The 25344-nt window shown below is 58.5% G+C and carries 25 protein-coding genes; 8 read left to right on the plus strand and 17 right to left on the minus strand.

The features are described 5' to 3' along the window. Window positions 1–14: 14 nt before the first annotated feature. Window positions 15–197 (minus strand): DUF6026 family protein, encoded by a 183-nt coding sequence (locus ACA069_RS14185; protein WP_283436578.1) that lies wholly within the window; start codon window positions 195–197, stop codon window positions 15–17. A 273-nt stretch (window positions 198–470) separates the two neighbouring features. Between ACA069_RS14185 and gnd the strand changes: the two genes are divergently transcribed. Genes gnd through ACA069_RS14200 form a run of 3 tightly spaced genes read left to right on the plus strand, consistent with a single transcriptional unit; the run spans window position 471 to window position 3777 of the window. Continuing rightward, window positions 471–1451 carry a phosphogluconate dehydrogenase (NAD(+)-dependent, decarboxylating) gene (gene gnd / locus ACA069_RS14190; protein ID WP_187678362.1) on the plus strand — a complete coding sequence of 327 codons (981 nt, stop codon included), beginning with the start codon at window positions 471–473 and terminating at the stop codon, window positions 1449–1451. Next, on the plus strand, window positions 1448–2971 hold the full coding sequence (gene zwf / locus ACA069_RS14195; RefSeq protein ID WP_489879857.1) for a glucose-6-phosphate dehydrogenase: 1524 nt from the start codon (window positions 1448–1450) through the stop codon (window positions 2969–2971). Before gnd ends, zwf begins: the two co-directional genes overlap by 4 nt. Then, entirely contained in the window at window positions 2968–3777 is an 810-nt protein-coding gene (locus ACA069_RS14200; RefSeq protein ID WP_497618136.1) for an HAD family hydrolase, read from the plus strand. The genes zwf and ACA069_RS14200 overlap by 4 nt, the downstream gene beginning before the upstream one ends. 125 nt (window positions 3778–3902) lie before the next feature. On the opposite strand, the gene nhaB is transcribed toward ACA069_RS14200, so the two are convergent. From nhaB to ACA069_RS14215, 3 genes are all read right to left on the minus strand, one after another. Beyond that, window positions 3903–5405: a sodium/proton antiporter NhaB gene (gene nhaB / locus ACA069_RS14205; protein WP_497618138.1), complete on the minus strand. Its 1503-nt coding sequence runs from the start codon at window positions 5403–5405 to the stop codon at window positions 3903–3905. 61 nt (window positions 5406–5466) lie between these two features. Next, the gene (locus tag ACA069_RS14210; RefSeq protein ID WP_497618139.1) at window positions 5467–6756 is read right to left on the minus strand and encodes a delta-60 repeat domain-containing protein; all 1290 of its coding nucleotides are present in this window, start codon (window positions 6754–6756) and stop codon (window positions 5467–5469) included. Between the two features lie 281 nt (window positions 6757–7037). Next, the gene (locus ACA069_RS14215) at window positions 7038–7304 is read right to left on the minus strand and encodes a hypothetical protein (protein WP_095188991.1); all 267 of its coding nucleotides are present in this window, start codon (window positions 7302–7304) and stop codon (window positions 7038–7040) included. A 356-nt stretch (window positions 7305–7660) separates the two neighbouring features. Here ACA069_RS14215 and ACA069_RS14220 point away from each other — a divergent pair, with 356 nt between their 5' ends. Continuing rightward, window positions 7661–8986 carry a sigma-54 dependent transcriptional regulator gene (locus tag ACA069_RS14220; protein WP_187678367.1) on the plus strand — a complete coding sequence of 442 codons (1326 nt, stop codon included), beginning with the start codon at window positions 7661–7663 and terminating at the stop codon, window positions 8984–8986. A gap of 64 nt (window positions 8987–9050) precedes the next feature. Here the strand turns inward: ACA069_RS14220 and fapF are convergent, their stop codons facing one another. From fapF to ACA069_RS14265, 9 genes are all read right to left on the minus strand, one after another. Then, window positions 9051–10358: a fibril amyloid transporter FapF gene (gene fapF / locus ACA069_RS14225; protein ID WP_489879861.1), complete on the minus strand. Its 1308-nt coding sequence runs from the start codon at window positions 10356–10358 to the stop codon at window positions 9051–9053. Window positions 10359–10403: 45 nt separating this feature from the next. After that, entirely contained in the window at window positions 10404–11150 is a 747-nt protein-coding gene (gene fapE, locus ACA069_RS14230; protein WP_489879862.1) for a fibril amyloid subunit FapE, read from the minus strand. Between the two features lie 44 nt (window positions 11151–11194). Beyond that, on the minus strand, window positions 11195–11875 hold the full coding sequence (gene fapD / locus ACA069_RS14235; protein ID WP_497618141.1) for a fibril amyloid maturation endopeptidase FapD: 681 nt from the start codon (window positions 11873–11875) through the stop codon (window positions 11195–11197). A gap of 62 nt (window positions 11876–11937) precedes the next feature. Beyond that, a complete protein-coding gene (gene fapC / locus ACA069_RS14240; protein WP_187678371.1) occupies window positions 11938–12930 on the minus strand; it encodes an amyloid-like fimbrin subunit FapC in 993 nt (330 codons plus the stop codon). Window positions 12931–12998: 68 nt separating this feature from the next. Then, entirely contained in the window at window positions 12999–13571 is a 573-nt protein-coding gene (gene fapB, locus ACA069_RS14245; protein WP_497618143.1) for a fibril amyloid subunit FapB, read from the minus strand. Window position 13572: 1 nt separating this feature from the next. Continuing rightward, window positions 13573–14022, minus strand: a complete 450-nt coding sequence (fapA, locus tag ACA069_RS14250; RefSeq protein WP_187678373.1) for a functional amyloid chaperone FapA — start codon at window positions 14020–14022, stop codon at window positions 13573–13575. Between the two features lie 355 nt (window positions 14023–14377). Continuing rightward, window positions 14378–14902 carry an AAA family ATPase gene (locus tag ACA069_RS14255; RefSeq protein ID WP_497618244.1) on the minus strand — a complete coding sequence of 175 codons (525 nt, stop codon included), beginning with the start codon at window positions 14900–14902 and terminating at the stop codon, window positions 14378–14380. After that, complete coding sequence (pnuC, locus tag ACA069_RS14260; protein WP_187678374.1) at window positions 14899–15462, minus strand: nicotinamide riboside transporter PnuC; 564 nt, start codon at window positions 15460–15462, stop codon at window positions 14899–14901. The genes ACA069_RS14255 and pnuC overlap by 4 nt, the downstream gene beginning before the upstream one ends. A 100-nt stretch (window positions 15463–15562) precedes the next feature. Beyond that, a complete protein-coding gene (locus ACA069_RS14265) occupies window positions 15563–17197 on the minus strand; it encodes a methyl-accepting chemotaxis protein (RefSeq protein ID WP_401267449.1) in 1635 nt (544 codons plus the stop codon). Window positions 17198–17502: 305 nt separating this feature from the next. Here ACA069_RS14265 and ACA069_RS14270 point away from each other — a divergent pair, with 305 nt between their 5' ends. Both ACA069_RS14270 and ACA069_RS14275 read left to right on the plus strand, forming a co-directional pair. Continuing rightward, a complete protein-coding gene (locus ACA069_RS14270; protein ID WP_489879865.1) occupies window positions 17503–18333 on the plus strand; it encodes an undecaprenyl-diphosphate phosphatase in 831 nt (276 codons plus the stop codon). Further along, window positions 18330–18758, plus strand: a complete 429-nt coding sequence (locus ACA069_RS14275; protein ID WP_497618145.1) for a DUF1294 domain-containing protein — start codon at window positions 18330–18332, stop codon at window positions 18756–18758. Before ACA069_RS14270 ends, ACA069_RS14275 begins: the two co-directional genes overlap by 4 nt. Window positions 18759–18855: 97 nt before the next feature. Here the strand turns inward: ACA069_RS14275 and ACA069_RS14280 are convergent, their stop codons facing one another. Both ACA069_RS14280 and ACA069_RS14285 read right to left on the minus strand, forming a co-directional pair. Further along, window positions 18856–19215: an MmcQ/YjbR family DNA-binding protein gene (locus ACA069_RS14280; protein ID WP_187681355.1), complete on the minus strand. Its 360-nt coding sequence runs from the start codon at window positions 19213–19215 to the stop codon at window positions 18856–18858. After that, window positions 19212–20120: a LysR substrate-binding domain-containing protein gene (locus tag ACA069_RS14285; protein ID WP_401267458.1), complete on the minus strand. Its 909-nt coding sequence runs from the start codon at window positions 20118–20120 to the stop codon at window positions 19212–19214. The genes ACA069_RS14280 and ACA069_RS14285 overlap by 4 nt, the downstream gene beginning before the upstream one ends. Window positions 20121–20249: 129 nt before the next feature. Between ACA069_RS14285 and ACA069_RS14290 the strand changes: the two genes are divergently transcribed. After that, window positions 20250–20861, plus strand: coding sequence for an FMN-dependent NADH-azoreductase (locus ACA069_RS14290; RefSeq protein WP_401267461.1), 612 nt, complete (start codon window positions 20250–20252; stop codon window positions 20859–20861). A gap of 238 nt (window positions 20862–21099) precedes the next feature. Beyond that, a complete protein-coding gene (locus tag ACA069_RS14295) occupies window positions 21100–22137 on the plus strand; it encodes an alpha/beta hydrolase family protein (RefSeq protein WP_497618148.1) in 1038 nt (345 codons plus the stop codon). Window positions 22138–22151: 14 nt separating this feature from the next. On the opposite strand, the gene ACA069_RS14300 is transcribed toward ACA069_RS14295, so the two are convergent. Next, on the minus strand, window positions 22152–23339 hold the full coding sequence (locus ACA069_RS14300; protein WP_497618149.1) for an MFS transporter: 1188 nt from the start codon (window positions 23337–23339) through the stop codon (window positions 22152–22154). A gap of 195 nt (window positions 23340–23534) precedes the next feature. Beyond that, window positions 23535–25121, minus strand: coding sequence for an ABC-F family ATPase (locus ACA069_RS14305; RefSeq protein ID WP_187681360.1), 1587 nt, complete (start codon window positions 25119–25121; stop codon window positions 23535–23537). Between the last annotated feature and the right edge of the window lie 223 nt (window positions 25122–25344).

Below are 25344 nucleotides of genomic sequence, written 5' to 3' on the forward strand. Positions count from 1 at the left end.
ATCAGGCGGGGAGATCAGGCGTGCGGGTGGCGCTGAACAACCGGAAGCGGTTTGGGCTGAACGCCCTGGGTCAACGCGCGCAACTGCGCCAGTTCCTGCTTCAATTGGTCGCGTTCGTCCTTCAACTGGCGCAATTCATCACGACGAATCGTGACGTACAGGGTTTGTGGCGGCATTGCTGTGTGTACTGTGCCCATTGCTCACCTCGCAAATGGCGTGTCTCAACTGTAAATAGCCCCCGTTCTGGGGTGCTGACTTACTATCGGCACCAATTTTGGTTTCTTTTGCCTCTCAAGGGAACTTTTTTATTTTTCATGGTCGGTGTGTCTTCGGCACGATTCAGCGCGTTATCAGTCTGAATCGGGCACAATGCCCGGAAACTTCATCCCGACGCTCTGGACTAACCTCCATTAGTCGCGTTGGGCTATAACCTTTGACACACATTTATTTGTAGTAAGGAGCATCAGCACATGCAACTCGGGATTATTGGACTGGGCCGCATGGGCGGTAACATTGCGCGGCGCCTGATGCTCAACGGTCACACCACCGTTGTTTACGACCGCAATACCGCTTTCATCGATAACCTGGTCGCCGAGGGCTCTACTGGCGTTGCCGATTTGCCAGCACTGGTTGCCGGCCTGGACAAGCCGCGCGCGGTTTGGGTCATGCTGCCGGCCGGCGCACCGACCGAAGACACCATCGAAACCCTGAGCAACCTGCTTGAAGCCGGCGACACCATCATCGACGGCGGCAACACCAACTATAAGGATGACATTCGCCGAGCCAAGACCCTGGCCGAGAAGGGCTTGCACTACATCGACGTCGGCACCTCCGGTGGCGTCTGGGGCCTGGAACGCGGCTACTGCATGATGATCGGTGGTGACGCCGAAACCGTGCAGCGTCTCGACCCGCTGTTCGCCGCTCTGGCCCCGGGTATGGGCGACATTCCGCGCACCAAGGATCGCAAGTCCGATGACCACCGTGCCGAGCACGGCTACATCCACGCCGGTCCCGCCGGTGCCGGGCACTTCGTCAAGATGATCCACAACGGCATTGAGTACGGCATGATGGCGGCCTTCGCCGAGGGCTTCGATATTCTCAAGACCAAATCGAGCGAGCGCCTGCCGGAAGATCAGCGTTTTGACCTCAACGTGGCGGACATTGCCGAAGTCTGGCGTCGTGGCAGCGTAGTTTCCTCGTGGTTGCTCGACCTGACTGCAGACGCGCTGGCCAGCGACCCGAAACTCGACGGTTTCTCGGGTTCGGTGGCTGACAGCGGCGAAGGTCAATGGACCATCGAAGCGGCCATGGAGCAAGCGGTGCCGGTGCCGGTGTTGTCGAACTCGCTGTTCTCGCGTTATCGCTCACGTGGCCAGGGCACCTTTGGCGACAAGATTCTTTCGGCCCAGCGCTTCGGCTTCGGCGGCCATGTGGAGACACCGAAGAAATGACCCATACGATCCGCAGAAAATCCAAGGCAGAACCCGCACCACCGACCACGCTATTTCTGTTCGGTGCCCACGGCGACCTGGTCAAGCGCTTGCTGATGCCGGCGCTGTACAACCTCAGTCGCGACGGCTTGCTTGACGATGGTCTGCGGATCGTCGGCGTTGACCACAACGCCATTACCGATGAAGCCTTCGCGCAAAAGCTTGAAGACTTCATCCGTACCGAAGTGGCGGCGAAGGTCGGCAAGGGCGATCAGATGCTTGATCCGGCCTTGTGGGCCAAGCTCGCCAAAGGTATCAGCTACGTCCAGGGCGACTTCCTCGACGACAGCACTTATTCAGCCCTGGCGGCGAAAATCGCCGACAGCGGCACCGGCAATGCGGTCTTTTACCTGGCTACTGCTCCGCGTTTCTTCAGCGAAGTGGTGCGTCGTCTCGGCGCCGCCAAACTGCTGGAAGAGACCCCTGATGCGTTCAGAAGGGTGGTGATCGAGAAGCCGTTCGGCTCCGATCTGCAAACCGCCGAAGCGCTGAACGCCTGCCTGCTCAAGGTGATGTCCGAGAAGCAGATCTATCGGATCGACCATTACCTGGGCAAGGAAACCGTGCAGAACATTCTGGTCAGCCGGTTCTCCAACAGCCTGTTCGAAGCCTTCTGGAACAACCATTACATCGACCATGTACAAATCACCGCCGCCGAAACCGTCGGCGTAGAAACCCGTGGCAGTTTTTACGAGCACACGGGCGCACTGCGTGACATGGTGCCTAATCACCTGTTCCAGTTGCTGGCCATGGTCGCCATGGAACCGCCGGCGGCGTTCGGCGCCGATGCCGTGCGTGGCGAGAAGGCCAAAGTAGTCGGCGCGATTCGCCCATGGACTGTTGAAGAGGCGCGCGCCAACTCAGTACGCGGCCAGTACAGCGCTGGTGAAGTCGGCGGTAAAGCGCTGCCCGGTTACCGCGAAGAGGCCAACGTCTCGCCCGACAGCAGCACTGAAACCTACGTCGCATTAAAAGTGATGATCGATAACTGGCGTTGGGTCGGCGTGCCGTTCTACCTGCGTACCGGCAAACGCATGAGCGTGCGTGATACCGAGATTGTCATCTGCTTCAAACCAGCGCCCTATGCGCAGTTCCGCGATACCGAAGTCGACGAGTTGCAGCCCACCTACCTGCGCATCCAGATTCAGCCCAACGAAGGCATGTGGTTCGACCTGCTGGCGAAGCGGCCAGGGCCGGCGCTGAACATGGCCAACATCGAGCTGGGATTTGCCTACAAGGATTTTTTCGAGATGCAACCGTCGACCGGCTATGAAACGCTGATCTACGACTGCCTGACCGGCGATCAGACGCTGTTTCAGCGCGCCGACAACATCGAGAACGGCTGGCGTGCGGTGCAGCCGTTCCTCGATGCGTGGCAGCAGGATGCGAGCATGCAAACGTATGCTGCCGGTGAAGACGGCCCGCAGGCTGCCGAAGATCTACTGACTCGCGATGGTCGCGTCTGGCACGGCCTCGGATGAGTAAACCGATCCGTTTTCTCCTGAGCGACATGGACGGCACGTTGTTGCTGCCCGATCACACACTGAGCCAGCGCACCATCGACGCGGTTCGTTCGTTACGCGAGGCCGGCGTGCTGTTCAGCCTCGCCACCGGGCGCCCGCCGAAAGCGATGTTGCAGCAGATTGAAGCCTTGGGCGTCGACCTGCCAACTGCGGCATTCAATGGCGGCACAATCGTCAATCCGGACGGCAGTTTGCTGGTTGCGCATTACCTGCCCGCGACGACCGCACTGATTGCTCTGGCGACGTTCGCTGACCAGCCAGACGTCGAAGTGTGGGTGTTCAGTGGCGGCGACTGGTTGGTCAAAGACCCGCATGGGCCGATGGTGTTGCGTGAGCAGCACGGTCTCGGCTATCCGCCAGTCGTGGTTGAGAGCTTTGAACCGTACCTGGAGCGCATCGACAAGATTGTCGCGACCAGCAACAACACTGAGTTTCTGATCGAACTGGAAGCGCGCCTGTTACCGAAGGTCAACGGCATGGCGCAGGTCTCGCGTTCACAGCCGGTGTATCTCGACGTCACGGCGCTGGAGGCCAACAAGGGCACGGCGCTGGCAACCATTGCCGCGCATCTCGGCATCCCGTTGGAACAGACGGCGGCGATTGGCGATGGTGGCAACGACCCGGCGATGTTCCATTGCGCGGGACTGTCGATTGCCATGGGGCAGGCGGAAGAGGCGGTGCGGCGTCAGGCGGATGTTGTCACCGGTTCAAACACCGAAGACGGCGTGGCTCAGGCCATCGAGAAATACATCCTGCCGCGCTGACCTAACCGGAAAACCCAATGTGGGAGCGAGCCTGCTCGCGAAAGCGGTGTGTCATTCAACGAATCCGTTGTCTGTCACTCCCTCTTCGCGAGCAGGCTCGCTCCCACTGGTTTATTTGGTGTTGATCAGAGCCAGAAGCTAACGGCGTACCAGCCGAGCAGGCCCATCACGATCGTGTACGGCAACGCCATCCAAACCATCCGCCCATAAGACAACCGCACCAACGGCGCAATGGCCGAGGTTAACAGGAACAGGAACGCCGCCTGACCATTCGGTGTGGCCACGCTCGGCAGGTTGGTACCGGTGTTGATCGCAATTGCCAGCGTCTCGAAGTGCTCGCGGCTCATGTGCCCGGCCAGGAACGCCTGTTTCACTTCGGTGATGTAGATGGTCGCGACAAACACGTTGTCGCTGATCGCCGACAGCAGACCATTGGCGATAAACAGCATGCCCGGTTGTTGATCGACCGGCAGTGCCAGCACCCACTCGATCAGCGGTGCAAACAGCTGTTGATCATGAATCACCGCCACCACGGCAAAGAACACTACCAGCAACGCGGTAAACGGCATGGCGTCCTTGAATGCGCTACCGAGACGGTGCTCGTCAGTGATACCGGTAAACGCGGTGATCAACACGATTACCATCAAACCGATCAAGCCAACCTCAGCAACGTGAAAGGCCAGACAACCGATCAGAATCAACGCCGCGGCGCCTTGCACCAGCAGCGCCGCGCGCTGACGCGAGGTGCGCTCGGCATTATCTTCGGCCGCGTAATTGGCCAACACGGCGCGAACGTTGTCCGGCAGCAGCGTGCCGTAACCGAACCAGCGCAGTTTCTCCAGCAATACGCAAGTCACCAGGCCGGCTGCCAATACCGGCAAGGATACCGGCGCGACTTTCAGGAAAAACTCTGCGAAGTGCCAACCCATTTCATGGCCGATCAGCAGGTTCTGCGGCTCACCAACCAAGGTGCATACACCACCGAGCGCGGTACCGACCGCGCCATGCATCAGCAGGCTCCGCAGGAACGCGCGAAACTGTTCCAGATCCTCGTGGTGCAAGGTCGGCAGATGTTGGTCATCGCTGAACCCGGCGTCCTGGCGCGGATCGTTGCCAGACGCCACCCGGTGGTAGACCGAATAAAAACCCACGGAGGCGCTGATGATCACGGCGGTGACCGTCAATGCATCGAGAAATGCCGACAGAAATGCCGAGAGAAAGCAGAACATCAGCGCCAGCGCCGCTTTCGAACGCACGCCCAACAACAGCCGCGAGAACAAAAACAGCAGCAGATCCTTCATGAAATAGATGCCGGCGACCATGAACATCAGCAGCAGGATCACGGGGAAGTTGTGTACCAGCTCATCGTAAAGCGCCTGCGGCGTGGTCATCTTCAACAGCAGGGCTTCGATCAGCAACAGTCCGCCGGGCATCAGCGGATAGCACTTGAGGGCCATGGCCAGAGTGAAGATGAACTCGATCACCAACAGCCAACCCGCCGCGACCGGACCTGCGGTGAACAGCACGAGCGCGTTGAGGATCAGGAAGCCAACGATGGTCGCCTTGTACCAGCGTGGCGAATGCCCGAGAAAATTTTGCGCGAACGCCTGGGCCATTGAACCGGACATCGGTTGCTCCTTGTTTTAAGAAGCGCGCAAGTTGCCGGATGTGTCGAGGAAGATCAAGCTCTCAGGGATTCAGATACCGCACAACCATTGCCCGGTAGTTGCCATCCAGCGAATAGCCGCCAACCACAATTGCGCCGTCCGTTTGCACCGCCAGTGAGTTGGCCGTGTCGAGACTGCGTCCCAGCCGTGTGCGCAGCCATCCGCAGCCTTGGCCGAAGTTCGGGTCCAGACTGCCATTTGCGCAGTAGCGGGCGACGACGAAATCAGCTTCCATCCCACCAATCGTTGCACCTACGGCGATCATGCGACCGTCGGCCATGCGTTGGGCGGCGCTCCACTGGCAGCCGCTGGGACCGATTTCCAGGAGTTGCGGCTGGCCGTTGTTGCGATGCAAGTCCGGGCGGCCATTGGGATGCAGACTGAACGCCAGGCAGCGGATCGGATCGCGGCTGCTGCCAAAGCAGTGCAGCGTGTTCGTGGACTCAAGAACCTGACTGACCTGGGCACTTTGACCGTTGGCAGTGAACGCCATGAAGCCGTCCACCGCAAAACGTTCGTCAAGACGCCCATCGGGCAGGTAACGGGCCAACAGGCCTTGCTGAGGAAAATCGATTGATCCTGCTACCACGATTCGCCCATCTTCCTGAAGCAGCAGGCTATTGAGCCAGGTATTGAGCAGCAAGTGACGGATCATCACGAAGCCACGGCCGTTGAAGGTTTCATCCAGGCTGCCGTCGGGTTTGAGGCGAATCAACATCCCGGCATGGTCGGCCAGTTCGAAGTGATGGTTGGCAATCAACAGAATGTGGCCATCGTCCTGTACCGCAAAGTCGCAGGCTTCGGCACCGGGCACGCCGGGCGGGAGCCAGGTGTCGCGGGTGCCCATCGACAAATCGCCCGGCAGGCGCACCACCTGACGACCATTGTCACCAAAGATTTGCTCCGGATTGCCTTGCGCATCGAACAGGGCGAGGGCGGGCAGGGTGCGATGGCTGTTTTCATAATGCAGGCCAGCCAGCAGGATTCGCCCGTCGGGCAGTACCTGCACTTTACTGGCCATGGCTTCGAACCCATGCGCAAAGGTGTCGATAACGCTGCCCTGTTGGCCGAAGGACAAATCGGCGGAGCCATCCGCGAGCAGCCGCGCAAGGCCGAATCGGCTGCCTGCGGCCACCCCGACTTTGGCCGCCACCAGAATCCGGCCCTGCGCATCGAGCGCAACATCCTGAGTCAGGCTGGACAAACTACCCGCGAAATACACTTGAGCGACGCCGTTGACGGCAAACGTTTTGTCGAGTTGACCGGCATCGTTCGATAACGATGGCAGCGCAAAAGCGTTCAGAGTGGACATGCACGCATCTCCTTGCGAGTAGACCTATACCGGGAACCGGGCGGGTACTGCATGAGCGGAACATTCAACCCCTGAACAAGAGGAAGTACAACTGTTAGAACTAACAGGTGGAGGGTCACACTGTGCCAGAACAGTGTCTTTTTGAACCAATAGCGAGCCTGCCAAGCAATTATGCTGGGACCCGTTACGGAAAGTTGTACAGAAGTGCGGATGAAAAAATAGAAAGAGCAACTAACAAGAGGAGGGCGGATGACTTGAACATCATCCGCATCACCCGGCTATTAGTGTGGCATCGACCAGGATTGCAGCGTGTAACCTTCATCGCTCAGTTCGGCGCGGGCTTGCTGCAGAAGTTGCTCAAGCTGTGCCGGATCAGAGTAGGCGCTGCTTGGAATCTGTTTACGACCTATATGGGAATTGGTGCGATCAATCACGGTCAGGCTCAGTTCGCCATTGCCGTCTTGAGGCGCCCAGGCCACGCACTGGAAAGGTTTGAACGCGTGGTTGGCAATCAAAAGAGCTTCGTTGATACGGAGCGGGGCGGTCATGGGGTCTTCTCTCTGTCGTGCCCAATCAAATGATGTGCCGTCGGTTGGGCTTACCGTGCGGCTGGTTACTTGTACTGATGCACGCAACCGGGGAGCAGGTCACACCTGAAACAAAGAAATTTCAACTTTCTTTCGTTTACCGGCTTGTCCGGGAGTTTTTGAAAGCTTGGTGAAAGCTCTGTAAGAGGAAGTAAGTCGATAGCTAACTAACAACCGAGCCACTTATAACGAGTTTGCCTGCACACCTATAAGCAATTGATACAAGGCGCTGTCAAAATCTTGCTAATGTTACAGCCAGGTCTGCCAAATGACTGTTTTTACAATCATTTCCTATAATTTGACGCCAAGGAACAGTCATGAGCGAAGCGCCTGCGTTACGACGTTTATTGGTAGTCGATCCGTGTGACGACTGTCATCGACTATTGCCCGGTTTGCGTGCGGTGGGATGGGATGTCGACAGTTGTACGCTGGAAAACGCTGCCGACCGCACCTGTGACGTCGGCCTTCTGCGTTTGCAGCCGTTTCACCTGGAACGTCCCGAAGCCGTCAAGGAACTGATCAGCCGCAGCGGCACTGAATGGATCGCTGTGCTCAATCAGGAAGTCCTGCGTTTGCAGAATGTTGGTGACTTCGTTTGCGAATGGTTTTTCGATTTTCACACCTTGCCGTTCGACGTCTCGCGGGTGCAAGTCACCCTCGGCCGCGCCTTCGGCATGGCGCGCCTGCGTGGCCAGGGCACGATCCATGTGGATCAGCCCGAGCACGAACTGTTGGGCGACAGCAAACCGATCCGCGAGCTGCGTAAATTGCTGAGCAAACTGGCGCCCACCGAATCGCCGGTATTGATCCGCGGCGAAAGCGGGACCGGTAAAGAACTGGTCGCGCGCACGCTGCATCGGCAGTCTCAGCGCCACAGCAAGCCGTTTGTGGCGATCAACTGCGGCGCTATTCCCGAGCATCTGATTCAGTCCGAGTTGTTCGGCCACGAAAAAGGTGCATTTACCGGCGCTCATCAGCGCAAGGTCGGGCGCATAGAAGCGGCCAACGGAGGCACACTCTTTCTCGATGAAATCGGTGATCTGCCGCTGGAGCTGCAAGCCAATCTGCTGCGTTTTCTTCAGGAAAAACACATCGAGCGGGTCGGTGGCAGTCAACCGATCCCTGTCGATGTCCGCGTTCTGGCGGCGACCCACGTCGACCTCGAAGCGGCGATCGAGAAGAAGCGTTTTCGCGAAGACCTGTATTACCGGCTCAACGTTCTGCAAGTGGTCACGGCGCCGTTGCGAGAGCGCCATGGTGATCTGTCGATGCTGGCCAACCACTTTTCCCACTTTTATAGCCACGAAACCGGGCGTCGGCCGCGCAGTTTCAGTGAAGATGCGCTGATTGCGATGGGCAAACATGACTGGCCGGGCAATGTGCGTGAACTGGCCAACCGCGTTCGTCGCGGCTTGGTTCTGGCTGAAGGGCGGCAGATCGAAGCACGTGATCTGGGGCTGATCAGCCAGCACTCGATCGCCACGCCTATGGGCACGCTTGAGGACTACAAGACCCGCGCCGAACGCCAGGCGCTTTGCGATGTGTTGAACCGGCACAGTGACAACCTCAGCGTTGCGGCAAAAGTGCTCGGCGTTTCCCGGCCGACGTTTTACCGTTTGCTGCACAAGCACCAGATCCGCTAGGGCGGGAGCATGGAAAAGGCCCGCTGCGATCATCTCGCAGCGGGCCTTTTTCATGTCCTGACGCTTAGAAGTAGTACGGGAATTTCAGGCTGAAGGAAAAGTCCGGGGCATCGTCCGTCAAGCCGATGGACAGGTTGGGCACGATGGTCAGGTTGTCGGTGGCCGCAATGGTCATGCCGACGTTGAAGTAACCGGCGTTGGCGTCACTGGACACCACCGATTGCCAATCGCCGCCATCCTGTTTCAGCTTGCTCTTGCGCTGTATCAGGTCAGACATCGAGAACGACATACTCATCTTCTCATTCAGCGCAAAAGCAATACCTGCACCGATCTGGAAGCTGTCGCCGATCTTCACCTTGCCCGGGTTTTTCTGGTTGACGGTGGAGCTGATGTCGTCGAACGACTCCTCCAGATTATGGGTGTAGGACAGGCTGCCGAACAGCACGGCCGGGTCGAACGTCTTGACCAGCGAGATGCCGGGGGTGACCGACCAGACACCATTGCCGGTGGGCAGGGTGTCAGGCACGAACAGGTTCGAGTTGGCGTCGGTCTGGCGCAGCTTGATGCCGAACGGGTCCTTGCCGGTGGGGGCCTTGACGCGCAAGGTCACCACGGCGTCCGGGGTATTGACCGACTCGTCGAGGAACTTGTAGGCGATGCCGAAGTTCACGTCACCGATGGTTGGATCGCGGTCGACGTCCTGTTCGGTGGTGACGTTGGAAGCGCCGCCATTGCCGCCGCCGGATTGATAAGTCGAACTGCGGTAGACCACCGGCACGTTCAAGTCGAATTGCCAGCGGTTATCGAAGTTGTAGCGGCCGGTGAGATCGAGCGTCCAGGTGTCCGCCTTGATCCGGTCCAGGTTGATATTGCCGAGGAAGATCGAATCCAGCGCCAGGAACCCGTTGAGGATCAACTGGCGGGTGTCGTAGCGCGAATAAGTGATGCCGGTTTCAACGCTGAATTTGCCGCCGCCAAAGAAGCCACTGGCCTCGTCATAAAGGTTGGAGACACTTTGCGCCGGTTGCGAATCATCGGCCAGCGACTGCCCGTAGGAAGCGCCACTGCCCCCGGCAGCGCCCCCCGACGCGGCTGCGGCCCCGGTACCGGTGGCCACTTTCGGATTGCCTTTCATGTCGGACGGCGACTTGGCCAGACGTTTGGGTGGCGGAGCGGAGGGTTGATCTTCAACCTGGCGGACTCGCTGCTCGAGTACCGCCAAGGCTTTTTGTTGTACTTCGTATCGTTGCTTAAGCTCCAGAAGTTCCTGTTTCAGAGCTTCTAAATCGGCGTCAGGTGCAGCTTGCAGCATCGTCGCCGGTAGAAGAGCGCTCAAACATACAGCAGCGCGCAGTGATACTGATCGATACATGAATAAGCCGTCCCTTTAAGCCCAATGATCGAGACTCAGCGTAGTTCAATATCCGATATTGCGTAGTGCCCTGAGCTGAGTCAGGTTGCAGTCCAGTGCACCGGCGCTCATACCGTTATTGTTCAGTACAACGTTGAGTTGGGTCATGTTGTTGACCACGTTGGCACTGCCGAGCAGGCGGGTGTTTTGTAGCAATCCACCTTGGGCGACTTGTTGCAGGGAGCTGCCCTGATTGCCGGACGCCTGAATGGCCATTTGAACGCCACTGCCAGTGGCAGAAACCGCCACGCTGCCGGCGGCGTTGCTGCCTCCGATGGTTTGTCCGGCCATCAAGGCTTGACCCTGAGCGGGCATTAGCGCCGGTGCCTGTTTGGCTTCGGAGACATTGATCGCGACGTTGTTGTAAGCCGTGTTGCTGTCGCCGGCGGCGCGCACGCTTTGTGTCACGCCCTGGCTGCTGTCGAGGCCGGCGCCACCGGTAATCGTGCCGGTACCCGCCGCGAGGGCATTGCCGCTGCCATGTTCCTTGATTGTCTGGACATAGAATTCTGGTTTGACCGTTGCGGCCTGAAGTTGCATCGAGGTCGATGCGCCGATCAAATCACCACTGGCGTTGCGCCAGGTACTGCTCATGACAATGCCGAAGCTGATGATCCGCCCCGGCATGACATAACGACCGCGTAGCTCGGCGAGCTCCTGGTCCTTTATTTCTATAGGTTTGAATCCTGCATTGGCATAGCCTGACGCACTCGCTGCCAGGCAGGCGGCGACCAGCCAGTATGAGGTTTTCATTTGCTGCTCCCGGGACATCCAGTCCCATTCTTTATAATCGGCGATTAAAAGAAGTCGCTCTGTATGAACCCGAAATCCATCAATTCAGCATCTTTGACCGGGTTGAAGCCATCCAGCTTGTTCTTGGCCGTCAGCGGTGTCGGCGGGCTGCGCAAGGCATTGGCCTTGTCGTATCCGGGACCGACGATGGCAAAGACAATGCCGTTCCAACCTTTGACAAAGTCACCATGGCTGTAGCGTTTGTGCCCTAGAACCGGGTCTCCGATGTAAACCCAATCCTTGTCCGCACGCTGCAACACCACGAAATGCTTGTAGCCGCGAATGTCCATCAGTACCACCACCGGAATCGTGATTGCGTCTAGCTTCTCCGATGGAATCTTGTAGCCCCTGGCGCGCATGCCGATGCTTTCTATGTAGCGCTTCATGTCGAGCATGGAGAAACCCTGAGTACGAACAAGGTCCTGGTCAGCGTGGACCAGCATGCCTTTGATGATGTGCTCCTCATCGACGTCGAGCCAATAAGCCTGGCGTAACACCGTGGCCAGTGCGGCGGCACCGCAGCTGAAATCGGTTTTCTGTTCGACAATGTCGGCAAACTTGCGCTCACGAATGCTTTGCACGTGCTTGTAGACCAACACGCCACCCGGCAGGGCGGCCACTGGCATCTGGGCGGCCTGAGTCAGGCCGGACAGGCAAAGTAAAGCGAGAAGGGCAGTCTTACGCATGATCGATACGCCTTTGCGGACTGAGGAAAAGCCCCGTTTCCGGGGCTTTCGTTTCGATCGCGTTACATGCAGGCTTTGCAACCTGCGGCGATGGACAGCGAGTTGCTTTGTTGGTTACCCACACCAGCGGCGTTGTTGTAACCAGCGTTACCGGAGAAGTTGTTACCAACGTTGGAGACGTTTGCGTTGTTGGTCACAGGGTTTTTCCAGCCGTCTGGGGTCAGCACTTGTTGCGTGGTTACGCCAGCGAGACCGAAGATGCCCACAGCTTCGAAGGTTGCTTTCTGGTCTTTGCTGCCGCCATAGCCGCCGTTACCGCGGTCGTTGCCGCCATAACCACCATGGCCTTTATCACCTTCGATGGTAGCCTTGCCAACTGCAGCGAACGCGCCGGCAGCGGCGATGGTGCCAGTGAGGGTTTCTTTTTTGTAGACTTGAGTGCCGTTGTTGGACACCACAAGGCCTGTGGAGCTTTGGTTCGCAGCAGCAGCGGCGTTAGCTACACGACCACCCGATACAGCAATAGCCAGGTTGTTTTTCTGTTGGTTGAAGTTGCCGGCACTGTTGTTCACACCAATGTTGCCGGAACCGCCGTTACCCACGTTGTTGAGGTTGGCGTTGTTGGTTGTCGAGTAGTTGGCAACCGCGTTGTTGTTGTTGACCTGGGTGGCGCTGGAAACGGCCACGGCAGTGCCGAAGATGAAGCTTTCGTCAGCGGTAGCCAATGCAGCGGCGTTGTCTTGCTGGTTGCCATCACCGGCGGTGTTGTTCATGCCGACGTTGCCGTTGGTGCCGTTTGCCGAGTCTCTGACGCTGGCATCATTTTTGGTGCCTTGGTTGCCGACCAGGTTGCCATCGCTGTTTTGGGTGTCGAGTACGGCAGCCCCGGCGCCAGCGCCGATTTGCAGCAGTTGTTCTAAAGTTGGCCCTTTAGGCCCGTGATTATTGCCGTGCCCATTACCATGATCGTCATCACGACCGCCTGCCTGTGCTGCGATTGCCATCACTGCTGCAAGTGCGAAAACCAGTGGTTTGAGAGCCATTGTAGGTTTCATGGTGTTTCTCCGTGCTTATTAGTTGGTTAAGTGTTGGTACTTTCTAATTGCACTGCTTTTTATTTGGGTCAGTCTGCGACCCGGATGCTCAGGGTGTTAGCCATACGGTTCCCCACCCCGGCACTCTGGTTCACCTGGATTACCCCTCGGCTGCCGGTGAAGGCCTGATCACTTGTCGTGACCTGGCGACTGCCGATTGAGGTACCAGTTGCTCCTGAGCTCGGTAAAAACGCCACGTTCTGTTGCGAAAGGGCGCTGTCATCAACGCTCTGCGGGGCAGCACTGATGCTGACGCGCGTCACGTTGGCCATCTGGTTGTTGGCCCCGGCGCCCTGGTTCACGCCCAGAATCCCGTTGCCGTTACTGAAAGAGTTGCCGCCAATGGTTGCGCTGGCATTCGTCGAGGGATTGGCCGGAGTATCGATCCGCTGCCTGACGTTGGTGGTGGCGCTGGCCGAGGTGCCGATGGCGATGGCCTTGGTGTTGGTCTGTTGCATCTGGTCGCCGGCGGCCTGGTTGACGTTGTAATTGCCGCGGTACTGGATGCCGGTGTCCTGAATGTTCGCGTTGTTCACTGAGCCGGGGTCGGCCATTGCGTGGGTGCAGCCGAGAAGGGCGAGCAGCACAAGGGTGCGATTCATCTTATTGGCCTCCAGCCATGCGGGTTAGCGGAGCAAGGCCGGAGCTCATTGCGCGATTGACGGTGTTGGAGATCGAACCGCCAGCGCCGCCGCCGTGACCGCCGTTCATGCCGGGCATGCCGTTGGGGTTGGTGAGGGTGTTCATGCCCGGCATGTTTGCCGTCGGCGTAGTGATGTTGCCGCGAATCGAAGAGCCGCTGGCGACACTGGCAAAGTCACCGTCGTTGAGTTCGGTGCTGTTCATCGCTTGGTTGATGCGCGCCGAAGGGTTGGCGTTGACGGTCGTTGGGTAGGGGTCTTTGCCGCCGCTGCGACCAATAGGGATAGGCTGTACATCGCGGTTGAGGACGATAACGCCGTTGCCTTCGGCCTGAACGTTGAAACTGAGGATTGTGCTGGCTGCTGATCCGATCAGCAGAAGGCAGGTCAAGCTTTTATTGAAGTTCCCCACGGCGGCAATTCCTTCTTCAGTGGGCTGGCCCTAGTCAGCGTTGGGAAGGAAAGAGCGAAAGCTGTGCCGCTTTTTGATTGTTGCGCAATATCAATGAGTTAAGGCGAAGTCGGGCATGCCTGATGCGCAAGCTGTTTCATTGTTGAAACACGTACAGGATTGCCGACCGGTCTATTGGCTGAGCAATGCTCTGGAACAAGGGTTTGCGGCGGGGTGTTTCAACGGCGTAACAACCGGTGTGACAAAGCGATGAATGCCGTTGAAACGGGCACTTTGCACTCACGCGAGTGTTTCAGGAATGGACACTTTTGCCCCAAAGCAGGGGTAAACAGTGGGGAAGTTGGGCCGAATGCCCTTACTCGTCCAGCAAAGTCGCCACAGCGGCAAAGGCTTGCGTCTGGCGCTCGGACCAGTCGCCCTGAATGATCTGGAACGGCTGTCGATGTTGCTCAAGCCAGTCGCGAGTGGCTCGATAGAACCCAAGGCGCTCATCCAGATCCGGCTGGCAGCGCTGGCCGTCATCGGTCCAGTCGATCTGTTCCGGAGACAGCAAAAGATGCAGATCGTAATGTCGCGCCAGCAATTGTGGCTCAAGCCACGACGGGCAGTCGCCAAACAGGGTCTGGCTCCAGAGGATGTTGCTCAGCAGGTGGGTGTCGAGAATCAGCAGCGACGGCTTTTGCGCTCGCGCCTGATCTTCCCATTGCAGCTGGCCGCGGGCGATCTCGGGAATGTCCGCCAGACAGGTGTCACGGGGATTCTGCTCGATGAACCAGCGCACATACTCGTCCACCCGCAGTCCGCCGAACCGTTGCTGAAGGCCTGCCGCCAGCCAGCTCTTGCCGGTGGATTCGGGGCCGGTCAGAACCACGACCTTCAAGTACGCAACGCCGGATCGGCGCGCCATTCGCGCCAGCCCTGAATCGCAATCAGCGTAAACAGTGCATACAGGGCGGCAGTCAGGTAAAGCCCCTTGTAGAGGAACAAGCCGACAAAAATCACATCAAGCACAAACCACAGTGCCCAGCATTGCAGGCGTTTTTGTGCCATCCATAACTGCGCGACCAGGCTGAAACCGGTGAGCGCGGCGTCCAGCCACGGTTGCGCGGCGTCAGTCCAGTGGGCCATGGCCGCCCCGAGCAAGACACTGCCGACAGCGCCAACACTCAGGCCAAGCAACACCGAACGAGTATCCAGGCGCGTCACCTCCCGCCCGTCATGCATCGTCCCCGCACGCGTCCACTGCCACCAGCCGTAGAGTTGCAACGCGGCGTAGATTACTTGCAGCAACATGTCCGAATACAGCTTCACTTCAAAGAAGATCCAGCTATAGAGCAACACCATGACCAGCCCGATCGGCCAGCACCACGGATTCTGTTTGACCGTCAGCCACACGGCGATCACACCGAGAGCGGCGGCAAACAGTTCAAGCCCGGACATGGGGGTTCCTTGGGGGAGTTGAAGACGGGGGCGGATTGTACCGAGAAAACCTGTGGGAGTGAGCCTGCTGAAAATTTAGCTCGCTCCCACAGGTTATGTGTTACACGCGGAACTGGCGCAGCAGGCCGTTGAGTTGCTCGCTCAATTGGCCGAGCCGAACACTGGCGACACTCGACTGCTCCGCCGCCAGCGCCGTGCTGTGAGACAAACCGGCCGCTTGCGTGACATTCTGATTGATGTCCTCGACCACATGCGCCTGTTGCAGTGTGGCACTGGCAATTGACGCATTCAGGCCATTGAGGTTGCGCAGTGCCTGGCCGATGGCATTCAGGCTTGCACCCGCCAGCCCGGCCTGTTCAATGGTCAATTGCGAAGCTTTGCTGCTGTCGCCGATCACCTTGACCGCCGCCTCGGAGTGGTTTTGCAGGCGCTCGATCATCGACTGGATTTCCGCCGTCGACTTCTGCGTACGCTGTGCCAGCAAGCGCACTTCATCCGCGACCACGGCAAACCCTCGGCCCTGTTCGCCAGCCCGTGCCGCTTCAATGGCCGCGTTGAGCGCCAGCAGATTGGTCTGCTCGGCAATCGAGCGAATCACTTCCAGCACACTGCCGATCTGGGTGCTTTCGGCGGCAAGGGTACGAATCACTTCCACCGCCTGATCAATGGTGCCGGACAGCTTGTCGATCTGTTGCAGGCTGCCGTCGATGTTGATCTGACCCTGTTGCGCCTGCGCCTCGGCGTCACGCATTTCAGCGGCCGCATGTTCGGCGTTTTTCGCCACATCCTGCACGCCGTAGGTCACCTCGTTGATTGCGGTGGCCACCAGTTCCATCTGTTGCGATTGCTGCTGGCTGCGTTGCTGAGCCTGGGAAGCATCATTGCCCAGTTCGCTGGACGACTGGCCCAGCGCACTGGCCGACACCTGCAACTCGCCAATCACTCCGCGCAATTTGGCGGTGAAAGCGTTGAAGTGATGTGCGAGCTCCGTGACTTCATCCTTGCCGTGGGTATCGAGGCTGCGGGTGAGGTCGCTTTCGCCGCTGGCGATGTTGGCCATGGCGTTCACGGTTTCCTGCAACGGGCGCACGATGCTGCGCGCGATCATGATGACCAGCAATGCCATGATCAGGGCAATCACCAGGCCGATCACCGTCGCCTTGATCATCTGGCCCTGAAATTCGGCCTGCACATCATCGACATAAACACCGGAACCGAGCACCCAGCCCCAAGGCTCGAACAGTTTCACGTAGGAGGTTTTAGCCACTGGCTCACTGGCGCCCGGTTTCGGCCACCGGTAATCGACCATGCCGGCGCCTTTGCTCTTGGCGATGGCGACCATTTCGTTAAACACGGCAAAACCATCCGGATCGCGGATCGCCGAGAGATTCTGGCCTTCAAGCTTGGGATTGGTCGGGTGCATGACCATGACGGGCGTGAGGTCGTTGATCCAGAAATAGTCGCTCTGGTCGTAACGCAGGCCCCGAATGGCGGTGAGTGCCTGTTTCTGCGCGGCTTCCTTGGTCAGGGTGCCAGCTGTTTCCAGATCGTGGTAGTACGTCAATAAACCACTGGCGGTCTGCACCACGTGCTGGGTTTTCTGGGCCTTGGCTTGATACAGGTCGTCGTGAATCTGCTTGAGCATCAACACGCCCAAGGTCAGCAACATGACCACCGCCACAATCAAGATGAGCCACAAGCGTCGGCTGATCGACACACTGCGCAAGCTGTTCATAACGCTGTCACTCCGGATTCTTTTTCTTGTAATAAACGACCGCCAGCATCCAACCACGATTCCGTGGGCGGGCATACGCGACCCAAGTCGTATAACGCGGCAGCGCTATTAAGGCTTGTCTGTTAGGATTTCGGCCCCGCGCGTGAGAACCTGAATCCAAGTTGCTATTTCACGGAATTTTGACTGTTTCGTGTGGATCCTGTGTGCGCGGAATCGGTACAGCAACAACCAGCTACGCTGATCGCAGTGAACGAAAGAAAAATACTATCGGGGCATGCCGGCGTGCATCGCTCTTTGGGGGATTGATGGATCTTTGGATGGCCTTGCAGGCACTGATACTAGGCGTTGTAGAAGGGCTGACGGAGTTTTTGCCCATTTCCAGTACCGGACACCAGATCATCGTTGCCGACTTGCTCGATTTCGGCGGCGAACGAGCCATGGCGTTCAACATCATCATCCAGCTCGGCGCGATCCTCGCGGTGGTCTGGGAGTTTCGTCGCAAGATTCTCGATGTGGTGGTTGGCTTGCCGACGCAACCCAGCGCGCGGCGTTTCACCGCCAACCTGCTGATCGCTTTTCTGCCCGCCGTGGTGCTGGGCGTGATCTTTGCCGATCTGATCCACGAGTACCTGTTCAACCCGATCACAGTCGCTGCTGCGCTGGTGGTGGGCGGCATCATCATGTTGTGGGCTGAGCAGCGTCAGCATGAGGTGCACGCGGAAACGGTCGATGAGATTCGCTGGACGGACGCGCTGAAAATCGGTTTCGCCCAGTGCCTGGCGATGATTCCCGGCACGTCGCGTTCCGGCTCGACGATCATTGGCGGCCTGTTGTTCGGTCTGTCGCGCAAAACAGCCACCGAGTTTTCGTTCTTCCTCGCGATGCCGACCATGGTCGGTGCTGCGGTTTACTCGGGCTACAAGTACCGCGATCTGTTTGTGCCGGCGGACTTCCCGGTGTTTGCCATCGGGTTCGTCACCGCGTTCATCTTCGCCATGATCGCCGTGCGTGGGTTGCTCAAGTTCATCGGCAGCCACAGCTATGCGGCATTTGCCTGGTACCGGATCGTGTTCGGCCTGGTCATTCTGGCGACGTGGCAGTTTGGCTGGGTGGACTGGTCGGCGGCCAAGCCATGAATGATTCCCGCGCACGCCGCCCTGAAGGTCGCCCGTCCGGTGGCAATATTCAAAACCTCAAGCTGAAGCTGCTGGTGCTGCTGATTGTCTGCGCGCTGCCGGTGTTCGGATCGCTGTCGATGTGGTTGCGCGGGATCTCGCTGGTCCCGCTGGCGGCGTATGGCGTCGTCAGCGTGCTGGCGTTCTTTATGTATTGGGCCGACAAGCGCAAGGCTCGCACCGATGCGTGGCGCACGCCGGAAAACATCCTCCACGCAGTGGAACTGGCCGGGGGGTGGCCGGGCGCACTGGTCGCCCAGCAAGTGTTCCGGCACAAGACGCGCAAGGTGTCGTTTCAGGTGCTGTTCTGGGTGATCGTCTTGTTGCACCAGGTGTTCTGGATTGATCAGCTGTTTCTCGGTTCGAACCTAGTATCGCTGTACTAACAAAGATGCCCCCGTGTAGGAGCTGCCGAAGGCTTCGATCTTTTGATCCTGAAAATCAAAAGATCGCAGCCTTCGGCAGCTCCTACAGGGATCGGGTTTACAGCAATAATCCGATCTGTGTCTTTTTGGGCAACTTGCCTACTACCAACTGATGCGAGCGTTGCAGCAACCCCTGCAACTCCTCGGCGCCCAGCGGGTAGGGCGGGTGCATGATGATCCACTGCGCCCGCGCCAGGTACGGCGCCGGGTGAATGCCCGGGCGGTCGCAATGGCCGAGAAACAGATCCTTGTCGACCTTGAACGCCAGCGAATCTCCGCGCAGCCCCTGCAAGGCAAACATCTTGTTGCCGGCAATCGAAAACACGCGCACGCCACCCCACTTGTAGTCTTCGCGCGCACCGGGTAATCCCAGGCAAAACGCGGCAACGTCCGCCTCGCTCATTTTTGCCTTTTTCATAACAACCGCTCCCCACAGGCATTGAACGATTCGACCAGGTGATCGATCCACGCGCGCACCGCCGGCATCACCCCGCGACGATGCGGATAGACCGCTTGCAACCAGCCACCGGGCAGCGACCACTCGGGTAGCAATTGCACGAGTGTGCCGTTTTGCAGTTCCTCCTCGCAGTACATCATCGGCAGCAATGTGAAGCCCTGGCCGGCCAGCACACAGGCCTTGCGCACAATAAAGTCATCGATGCCCAGCCGAGCTTCCATGTTCAACTCGAAACTCTTGCCCTGTTGATCGAACAACCGCACGTGAACCATGCGATCGGCCTCCAGAGCGCCAAGCACCGGCAGACTCCTCAGATCCTGCGGATGGCTGATCGACGCCCCCTGAGTAAACGCCGGGCTGGCCACCACCACCATTTGTGCCTGACGCAGACGCCGGGTCACCAGCAACGGATCTTCATCGCCGTGTTCACGCACGCGCAGGGCGACATCAAAGCCTTCAGCGACCAGATCGACCCGGCGGTTGACCAACACCACTTCCAGTTGCACCTGGGGGAACTTGCCGAGGAATTCGCTGATGACCCACGGCAACATTTCCCGCGCCAGACCCGTTGGGCAGGACACACGCAAGCGTCCTCGCGGCTCGCTCGACATACTTGCCACTGCCTCGTCAGCCATTTCCGCTTCCAGCAACATCGCCTGACAGTGGCGCAAATAGCGCTCACCGACAGCGGTGAGATTCAACTGCCGGGTGGTACGTTGCAGCAAGCGGGCGCCGAGGCGTTCTTCTAGTTCAGCGATGCGGCGCGACAATCGCGACTTGGGAATGCCCAGCAATCGCCCGGCGGCCGCAAAGCCGCCGGCCTCGACGACTTTGGCGAAATAGTAGAGATCGTTGAGGTCTTGCATCGTAGAGAATCCGACTGTTCTATCAGTGGGACAAACTATCGCATTATCGGCGGCTAATCATCCATTGGTTTCTTCCGTAGGATTGTCTCCATTCCGTCGCCACCGGCGATTCATTCCAGGGGATTCCACATGAAACTGCTGCATATCGATTCGAGCATTCTGGGCGACAACTCGGCTTCCCGTCAGTTGAGCAGCCAAGTCGTCAAAGCCTGGCAAGTCGCTGAGCCAAGCGTCGTGGTGACCTACCGTGACCTCGCCGCTGACGCCATCAGCCACTTCTCGTCGACTACCCTGGTGGCCGCCGGCACCACCGCTGAACTGCGCGACGCCGCCCAACAGCACGAGGCCGAACTGAGCGCTTCGACGTTGGCCGAATTCATCGCTGCCGACGCGGTAGTCATCGCTGCACCGATGTACAACTTCACCGTGCCGACCCAACTCAAAGCGTGGATCGACCGTGTTGCCGTTGCCGGTCAAACTTTCCGTTACACCGAAGCCGGCCCTGAAGGCCTGTGCGGCGGCAAGAAAGTGGTGATCGTGTCCACCTCCGGCGGCATTCATGCCGGCCAGGCCAGCGGTATCGCTCACGAAGAATATCTGAAGCTGGTACTGGGCTTCCTCGGCATCACTGACATCGAAATTGTCCGTGCCGAAGGCTTGGCGTATGGCGACGAAGTGCGCAACAACGCCATGACCGCCGCTCAAGCGAAGATCAGCGAGCAGTTGTTCGCCGCCGCGTAAGGCTTGCGTAAAGAACAGCTCTCGTTCAGGCAATCCCCCGAAAACTCTGTATTCTGGTTCCGCAAGGGCCAGATACGGAGTTTTTTGTTTCTGACTGTTACATAATCTGGCCCGGGTTGTGCAGTCAAGCGATCAGCGTCTGAGTGCAGTGGTGAGCCGGAGTACCGAATCCCCGGCGTTTCCGGCCTTCACAACGCAATGGATCTTTCGATTGAGTAACAACAGGGTAGGGCAGCCCATGATGCGTCTTTGTGCAACGTTACTGATTTGCCTGCTCGGCAGCCTGAATTCAGTGCAAGCTGCGCCGGGGCGCCATCCTGTCTGGAGCGTCGGTTACCACGAGATGACGTTCCTCGATCCGTTGGATCTGCAACCGATGCGCGCCATTGCGTTCTATCCTTCCAGCGACCGCGAACATATGAGCCTGCTCGAAGGTTATTCAGTCGAGGCCGGCGAAGATACCAAAGTCGCCATGGGCCGTTTTCCGATGTTGATGTTGTCCCATGGCAACACCGGCACGCCACTGGCGCTGCACGACCTTGCCACCTCGCTTGCGCGCAAAGGTTTTGTGGTGGTGGCGGTGATTCATCCCGGTGACAACTCCAAGGATCACAGCCGACTCGGCACACTGAGCAATCTCTACGGGCGGCCAATCCAGATTTCCGAAGCGATTACGGCAACCCTTGGCGACTCCATGCTGGCGCCGTTCGTCAATGCCGATCAGGTTGGTGTGATCGGTTATTCGGCTGGGGGCGAGACGGCGTTGATTCTGTCGGGGGCGCAACCGGATCTGGATCGCCTGCGCCGCTATTGCCAGGAACGCCCGGACGACCGTGACGCCTGCAACACTCAGGGCGAACTCATCGTTGATCGTGATGACCTTCAGCCGGTGGCCGATCCACGCGTGCATGCGTTGCTGTTGATGGCGCCACTGAGCCTGAAGTTCGGCCGCCATACCCTGGCTGATGTGCATGTGCCAGTGCTGCTTTACAGCGGCGATGGCGACAAACTCGTTGCGTTCGATAAAAACGCTGCGGCACTGGCGCGTAAACTGCCGACTGCGCCCGACTTCAAGTTACTGGCCGGGGCAGGGCACTTTGTGTTTATGGCGCCGTGTAATGAGGAGCAGATCATCGCCATGCCGGCGCTGTGTACCGATGCTGATGGGGTTGATCGTGAAGATATCCATCGCAATCTGATCTCGGAGGCCGGACGGTTCTTTACGCATACGCTGGGCAGGCCGACGCGGGCGGGGATGCAGACGGCAGATCAATAAACGATCTTTTGCTTTTAAGCCATCGACCGGCGCTTGAGCAGCAAGGTCAGCGCCAACCCGGTCACCGACAACAGCGCCGCACTAAAGAAAATCCACGAATATCCCAGATTCAACGCTACCGCTCCCATCAACGGCCCGGCAATCGCCAGCGCCAGATCGAAGAACACCGCATAAGCACTCAACCCGGCGCCACGGCTGGAGTTGGGCACCTGCTTGATCGCTTCGACCCCCAGCGCCGGATACACCAGTGAAAGCCCGAACCCGGCCAATCCCGCGCCGATCAACGCATAGGCGGTGGAGGGTGCCAGCCATAACATCACCAGGCCTACAGTTTCGACGCTCATGCAGATGATCGCTGAAGTGAAACCACCGAAGCGGCCAATGGCAGAAATGAACATCAACCGCGACAGGATGAAGCACACCCCGAACACCGTCAGGCAATACGCCGCGCCACTCCAGCCACGGTTGAGGTAATACAGGGTGATAAACGTGGTCAGCGTGCCGTAGCCGATCGAGGCCAGGCTCAAGCTGGCACCAAACGGTGCAATGCGGCCAAACACGGCCCAAAACGGCAGGCGCTCGCCACGCACCACCGGCACCGAAGGTTTGTTGCGGATCAACAACAGCGCACCCGCCGCCAGCACCGACAGTGCAATGCCCAGACTGGCGAAACCATATTCGGCAACCATGACCACACCCAGTGGCGCGCCAATGGCAATCGCGCCGTATGACGCGATGCCGTTCCAGCCGATCGACCTTGCTGTGTGCTCGACACCGACCTGCCCCATGCACCAACTGATGGTGCCGACACCGATCAGTCCCTGCGCGACGCCCAGCAGCAAGCGCCCGACAATCAGAATCAAGAGGCTCGGCAGCGGATAGCTTTGCAGCAAGGTCGAAATCAGCGTCAACCCGCCACTGAGCACAATCCCGATCAAGCCATAAACGATCGCCCGTTTGGTGCCGACGGTATCCGACATGCGCCCGGCCATCGGTCGACTGAGCAGGGTGGCCAGGTACTGCGAGCCGATGACCAGCCCTGCGATGATCGCGCTGAAACCCAACTGTTCGTGCACGTAACCGGGCAACACCGCAATTGGCAGACCGATGCAGAGGAAGGCAATAAAGGTATAGAAAACGATAGAGACGATCTGCAGGGTGATCGCCATGGAGCTTTGCGGTGGCAGTTGCTGCGCAGACATGAGGACTCGTTCGCGGGCGGCGGTGGGAGAGTCGGCATCATGGCTTGGGCCTGAAATAAAAGAAAGCAGGCTAACGATCAAAGAACGCTCTGTCCTGATCCTTCCCACGCAGAGCGTGGGAAGGATCATGCCGTATCCGGAAATGCAAAAAGCCCCGTCACATGGACAGGGCTTTCAGTAAGCGCAAATTGCTTCTTAGAACACGACACCCTGACTACGCAGGTAGTCATCATAGGTGCCGCTGAAGTCGGTCACGCCGTCCGGGCTCAGCTCGATGATGCGCGTGGCCAGGGACGATACGAACTCACGGTCGTGGCTGACAAAGATCAGCGTGCCCGGATAGTTTTCCAGCGCCAGGTTTAGCGCTTCGATCGATTCCATGTCCAAGTGGTTGGTCGGTTCGTCCATGATCAGCACGTTCGGCTTTTGCAGGATCAGCTTGCCGAACAGCATGCGACCTTGTTCACCACCGGAAATCACTTTGACCGACTTGAGGATCTCGTCATTGGAGAACAGCATGCGGCCCAAAGTACCGCGAATCATCTGCTCGCCCTGAGTCCACTGACCCATCCAGTCGAACAGGGTGACGTCGTCTTCGAAGTCGTGCGCGTGATCCTGAGCGTAGTAGCCCAGTTCTGCGGCGTCGGTCCACTTGATGCTACCGGCATCCGGCGTGAGCTCGTTGACCAGAGTACGCAGCAGGGTGGTTTTGCCGATACCGTTCGGGCCAATGATCGCCACGCGCTCGCCCGCTTCAACCTGGAAGCTGAAGTCTTTGAACAACGGCTTGCCGTCGAAACCTTTGGCCATTTTTTCGACCATCACCGCCTGGCGGTGCAGCTTCTTGTTCTGATCGAAGCGGATGAACGGGCTGACACGGCTCGAAGGCTTGACTTCAGCCAGCTGGATCTTGTCGATCGCCTTGGCGCGGGAAGTAGCCTGCTTGGCTTTCGAGGCGTTGGCCGAGAAGCGGCTGACGAACGATTGCAGCTCGGAAATCTGCGCTTTCTTCTTGGCGTTGTCCGACAGCAGTTGCTCGCGGGACTGGGTCGCCACGGTCATGTACTCGTCGTAGTTGCCCGGGAACAGACGCAGCTCGCCGTAGTCCAGGTCAGCCATGTGCGTGCACACGCTGTTCAGGAAGTGACGGTCGTGAGAGATGATGATCATCAGGCTGTTACGCTGGGTCAGGATGTTTTCCAGCCAGCGAATGGTGTTGATGTCCAGGTGGTTGGTCGGTTCGTCGAGCAACAGCACTTCCGGATCGGAAAACAGCGCCTGAGCCAGCAAGACACGCAGTTTCCAGCCTGGCGACACTTCGCTCATCGGGCCGAAATGCTGTTCGATGCCGATACCCAGGCCCAACAGCAGCTCACCGGCACGGGATTCGGCGGTGTAGCCGTCCATTTCAGCGAATTCGGTTTCCAGCTCGGCTACCGCCATGCCGTCTTCTTCGCTCATTTCCGGCAGCGAGTAGATGCGGTCGCGCTCGGCCTTGACCTTCCACAGCTCTTCGTGACCCATGATCACGGTGTCGATCACGGTGAATTCTTCGTACGCGAACTGGTCCTGGCGCAACTTACCCAGGCGTACGTTCGGCTCAAGCATGACCTGACCACCGGACGGGTCGAGGTCGCCGCCGAGGATTTTCATGAAGGTCGACTTGCCGCAACCGTTGGCGCCGATCAGGCCGTAACGGTTGCCCGCGCCAAATTTGACCGAAACGTTTTCGAAGAGCGGCTTGGCGCCGAACTGCATCGTGATGTTAGCTGTAGAGATCAAGAGTTATTCCTGCGAAGCATTCTGAGTAGCGAGGGTGCGGCTGGAGCGCTTGGCCCGAGTCAAAGTGCGCTGAAGCGGGGAAGTCCCGTCATCAACCAAGGGGGGCGCGTAAAGTTTGGCGGCGATTGTACTGGTCTGGCTCTTTAAACGATAGGGCGAAGACGCCACGAGTGTCGATTGGCGCAATCACGGGACAGTTTTTCACAGATGAAGGTTCACTATC

The sequence above is a fragment of the Pseudomonas sp. LBUM1652 genome (assembly GCF_059716105.1).

Coding starts and splice junctions, on each gene's coding strand:
- ACA069_RS14185 (WP_283436578.1), bottom strand. CDS start 197: ATGGGCACAGTACACACAGCAATGCCGCCACAAACCCTGTACGTCACG.
- gnd (WP_187678362.1), top strand. CDS start 471: ATGCAACTCGGGATTATTGGACTGGGCCGCATGGGCGGTAACATTGCG.
- zwf (WP_489879857.1), top strand. CDS start 1,448: ATGACCCATACGATCCGCAGAAAATCCAAGGCAGAACCCGCACCACCG.
- ACA069_RS14200 (WP_497618136.1), top strand. CDS start 2,968: ATGAGTAAACCGATCCGTTTTCTCCTGAGCGACATGGACGGCACGTTG.
- nhaB (WP_497618138.1), bottom strand. CDS start 5,405: ATGTCCGGTTCAATGGCCCAGGCGTTCGCGCAAAATTTTCTCGGGCAT.
- ACA069_RS14210 (WP_497618139.1), bottom strand. CDS start 6,756: ATGTCCACTCTGAACGCTTTTGCGCTGCCATCGTTATCGAACGATGCC.
- ACA069_RS14215 (WP_095188991.1), bottom strand. CDS start 7,304: ATGACCGCCCCGCTCCGTATCAACGAAGCTCTTTTGATTGCCAACCAC.
- ACA069_RS14220 (WP_187678367.1), top strand. CDS start 7,661: ATGAGCGAAGCGCCTGCGTTACGACGTTTATTGGTAGTCGATCCGTGT.
- fapF (WP_489879861.1), bottom strand. CDS start 10,358: ATGTATCGATCAGTATCACTGCGCGCTGCTGTATGTTTGAGCGCTCTT.
- fapE (WP_489879862.1), bottom strand. CDS start 11,150: ATGAAAACCTCATACTGGCTGGTCGCCGCCTGCCTGGCAGCGAGTGCG.
- fapD (WP_497618141.1), bottom strand. CDS start 11,875: ATGCGTAAGACTGCCCTTCTCGCTTTACTTTGCCTGTCCGGCCTGACT.
- fapC (WP_187678371.1), bottom strand. CDS start 12,930: ATGAAACCTACAATGGCTCTCAAACCACTGGTTTTCGCACTTGCAGCA.
- fapB (WP_497618143.1), bottom strand. CDS start 13,571: ATGAATCGCACCCTTGTGCTGCTCGCCCTTCTCGGCTGCACCCACGCA.
- pnuC (WP_187678374.1), bottom strand. CDS start 15,462: ATGTCCGGGCTTGAACTGTTTGCCGCCGCTCTCGGTGTGATCGCCGTG.
- ACA069_RS14265 (WP_401267449.1), bottom strand. CDS start 17,197: ATGAACAGCTTGCGCAGTGTGTCGATCAGCCGACGCTTGTGGCTCATC.
- ACA069_RS14270 (WP_489879865.1), top strand. CDS start 17,503: ATGGATCTTTGGATGGCCTTGCAGGCACTGATACTAGGCGTTGTAGAA.
- ACA069_RS14275 (WP_497618145.1), top strand. CDS start 18,330: ATGAATGATTCCCGCGCACGCCGCCCTGAAGGTCGCCCGTCCGGTGGC.
- ACA069_RS14280 (WP_187681355.1), bottom strand. CDS start 19,215: ATGAAAAAGGCAAAAATGAGCGAGGCGGACGTTGCCGCGTTTTGCCTG.
- ACA069_RS14285 (WP_401267458.1), bottom strand. CDS start 20,120: ATGCAAGACCTCAACGATCTCTACTATTTCGCCAAAGTCGTCGAGGCC.
- ACA069_RS14290 (WP_401267461.1), top strand. CDS start 20,250: ATGAAACTGCTGCATATCGATTCGAGCATTCTGGGCGACAACTCGGCT.
- ACA069_RS14295 (WP_497618148.1), top strand. CDS start 21,100: ATGATGCGTCTTTGTGCAACGTTACTGATTTGCCTGCTCGGCAGCCTG.
- ACA069_RS14300 (WP_497618149.1), bottom strand. CDS start 23,339: ATGTCTGCGCAGCAACTGCCACCGCAAAGCTCCATGGCGATCACCCTG.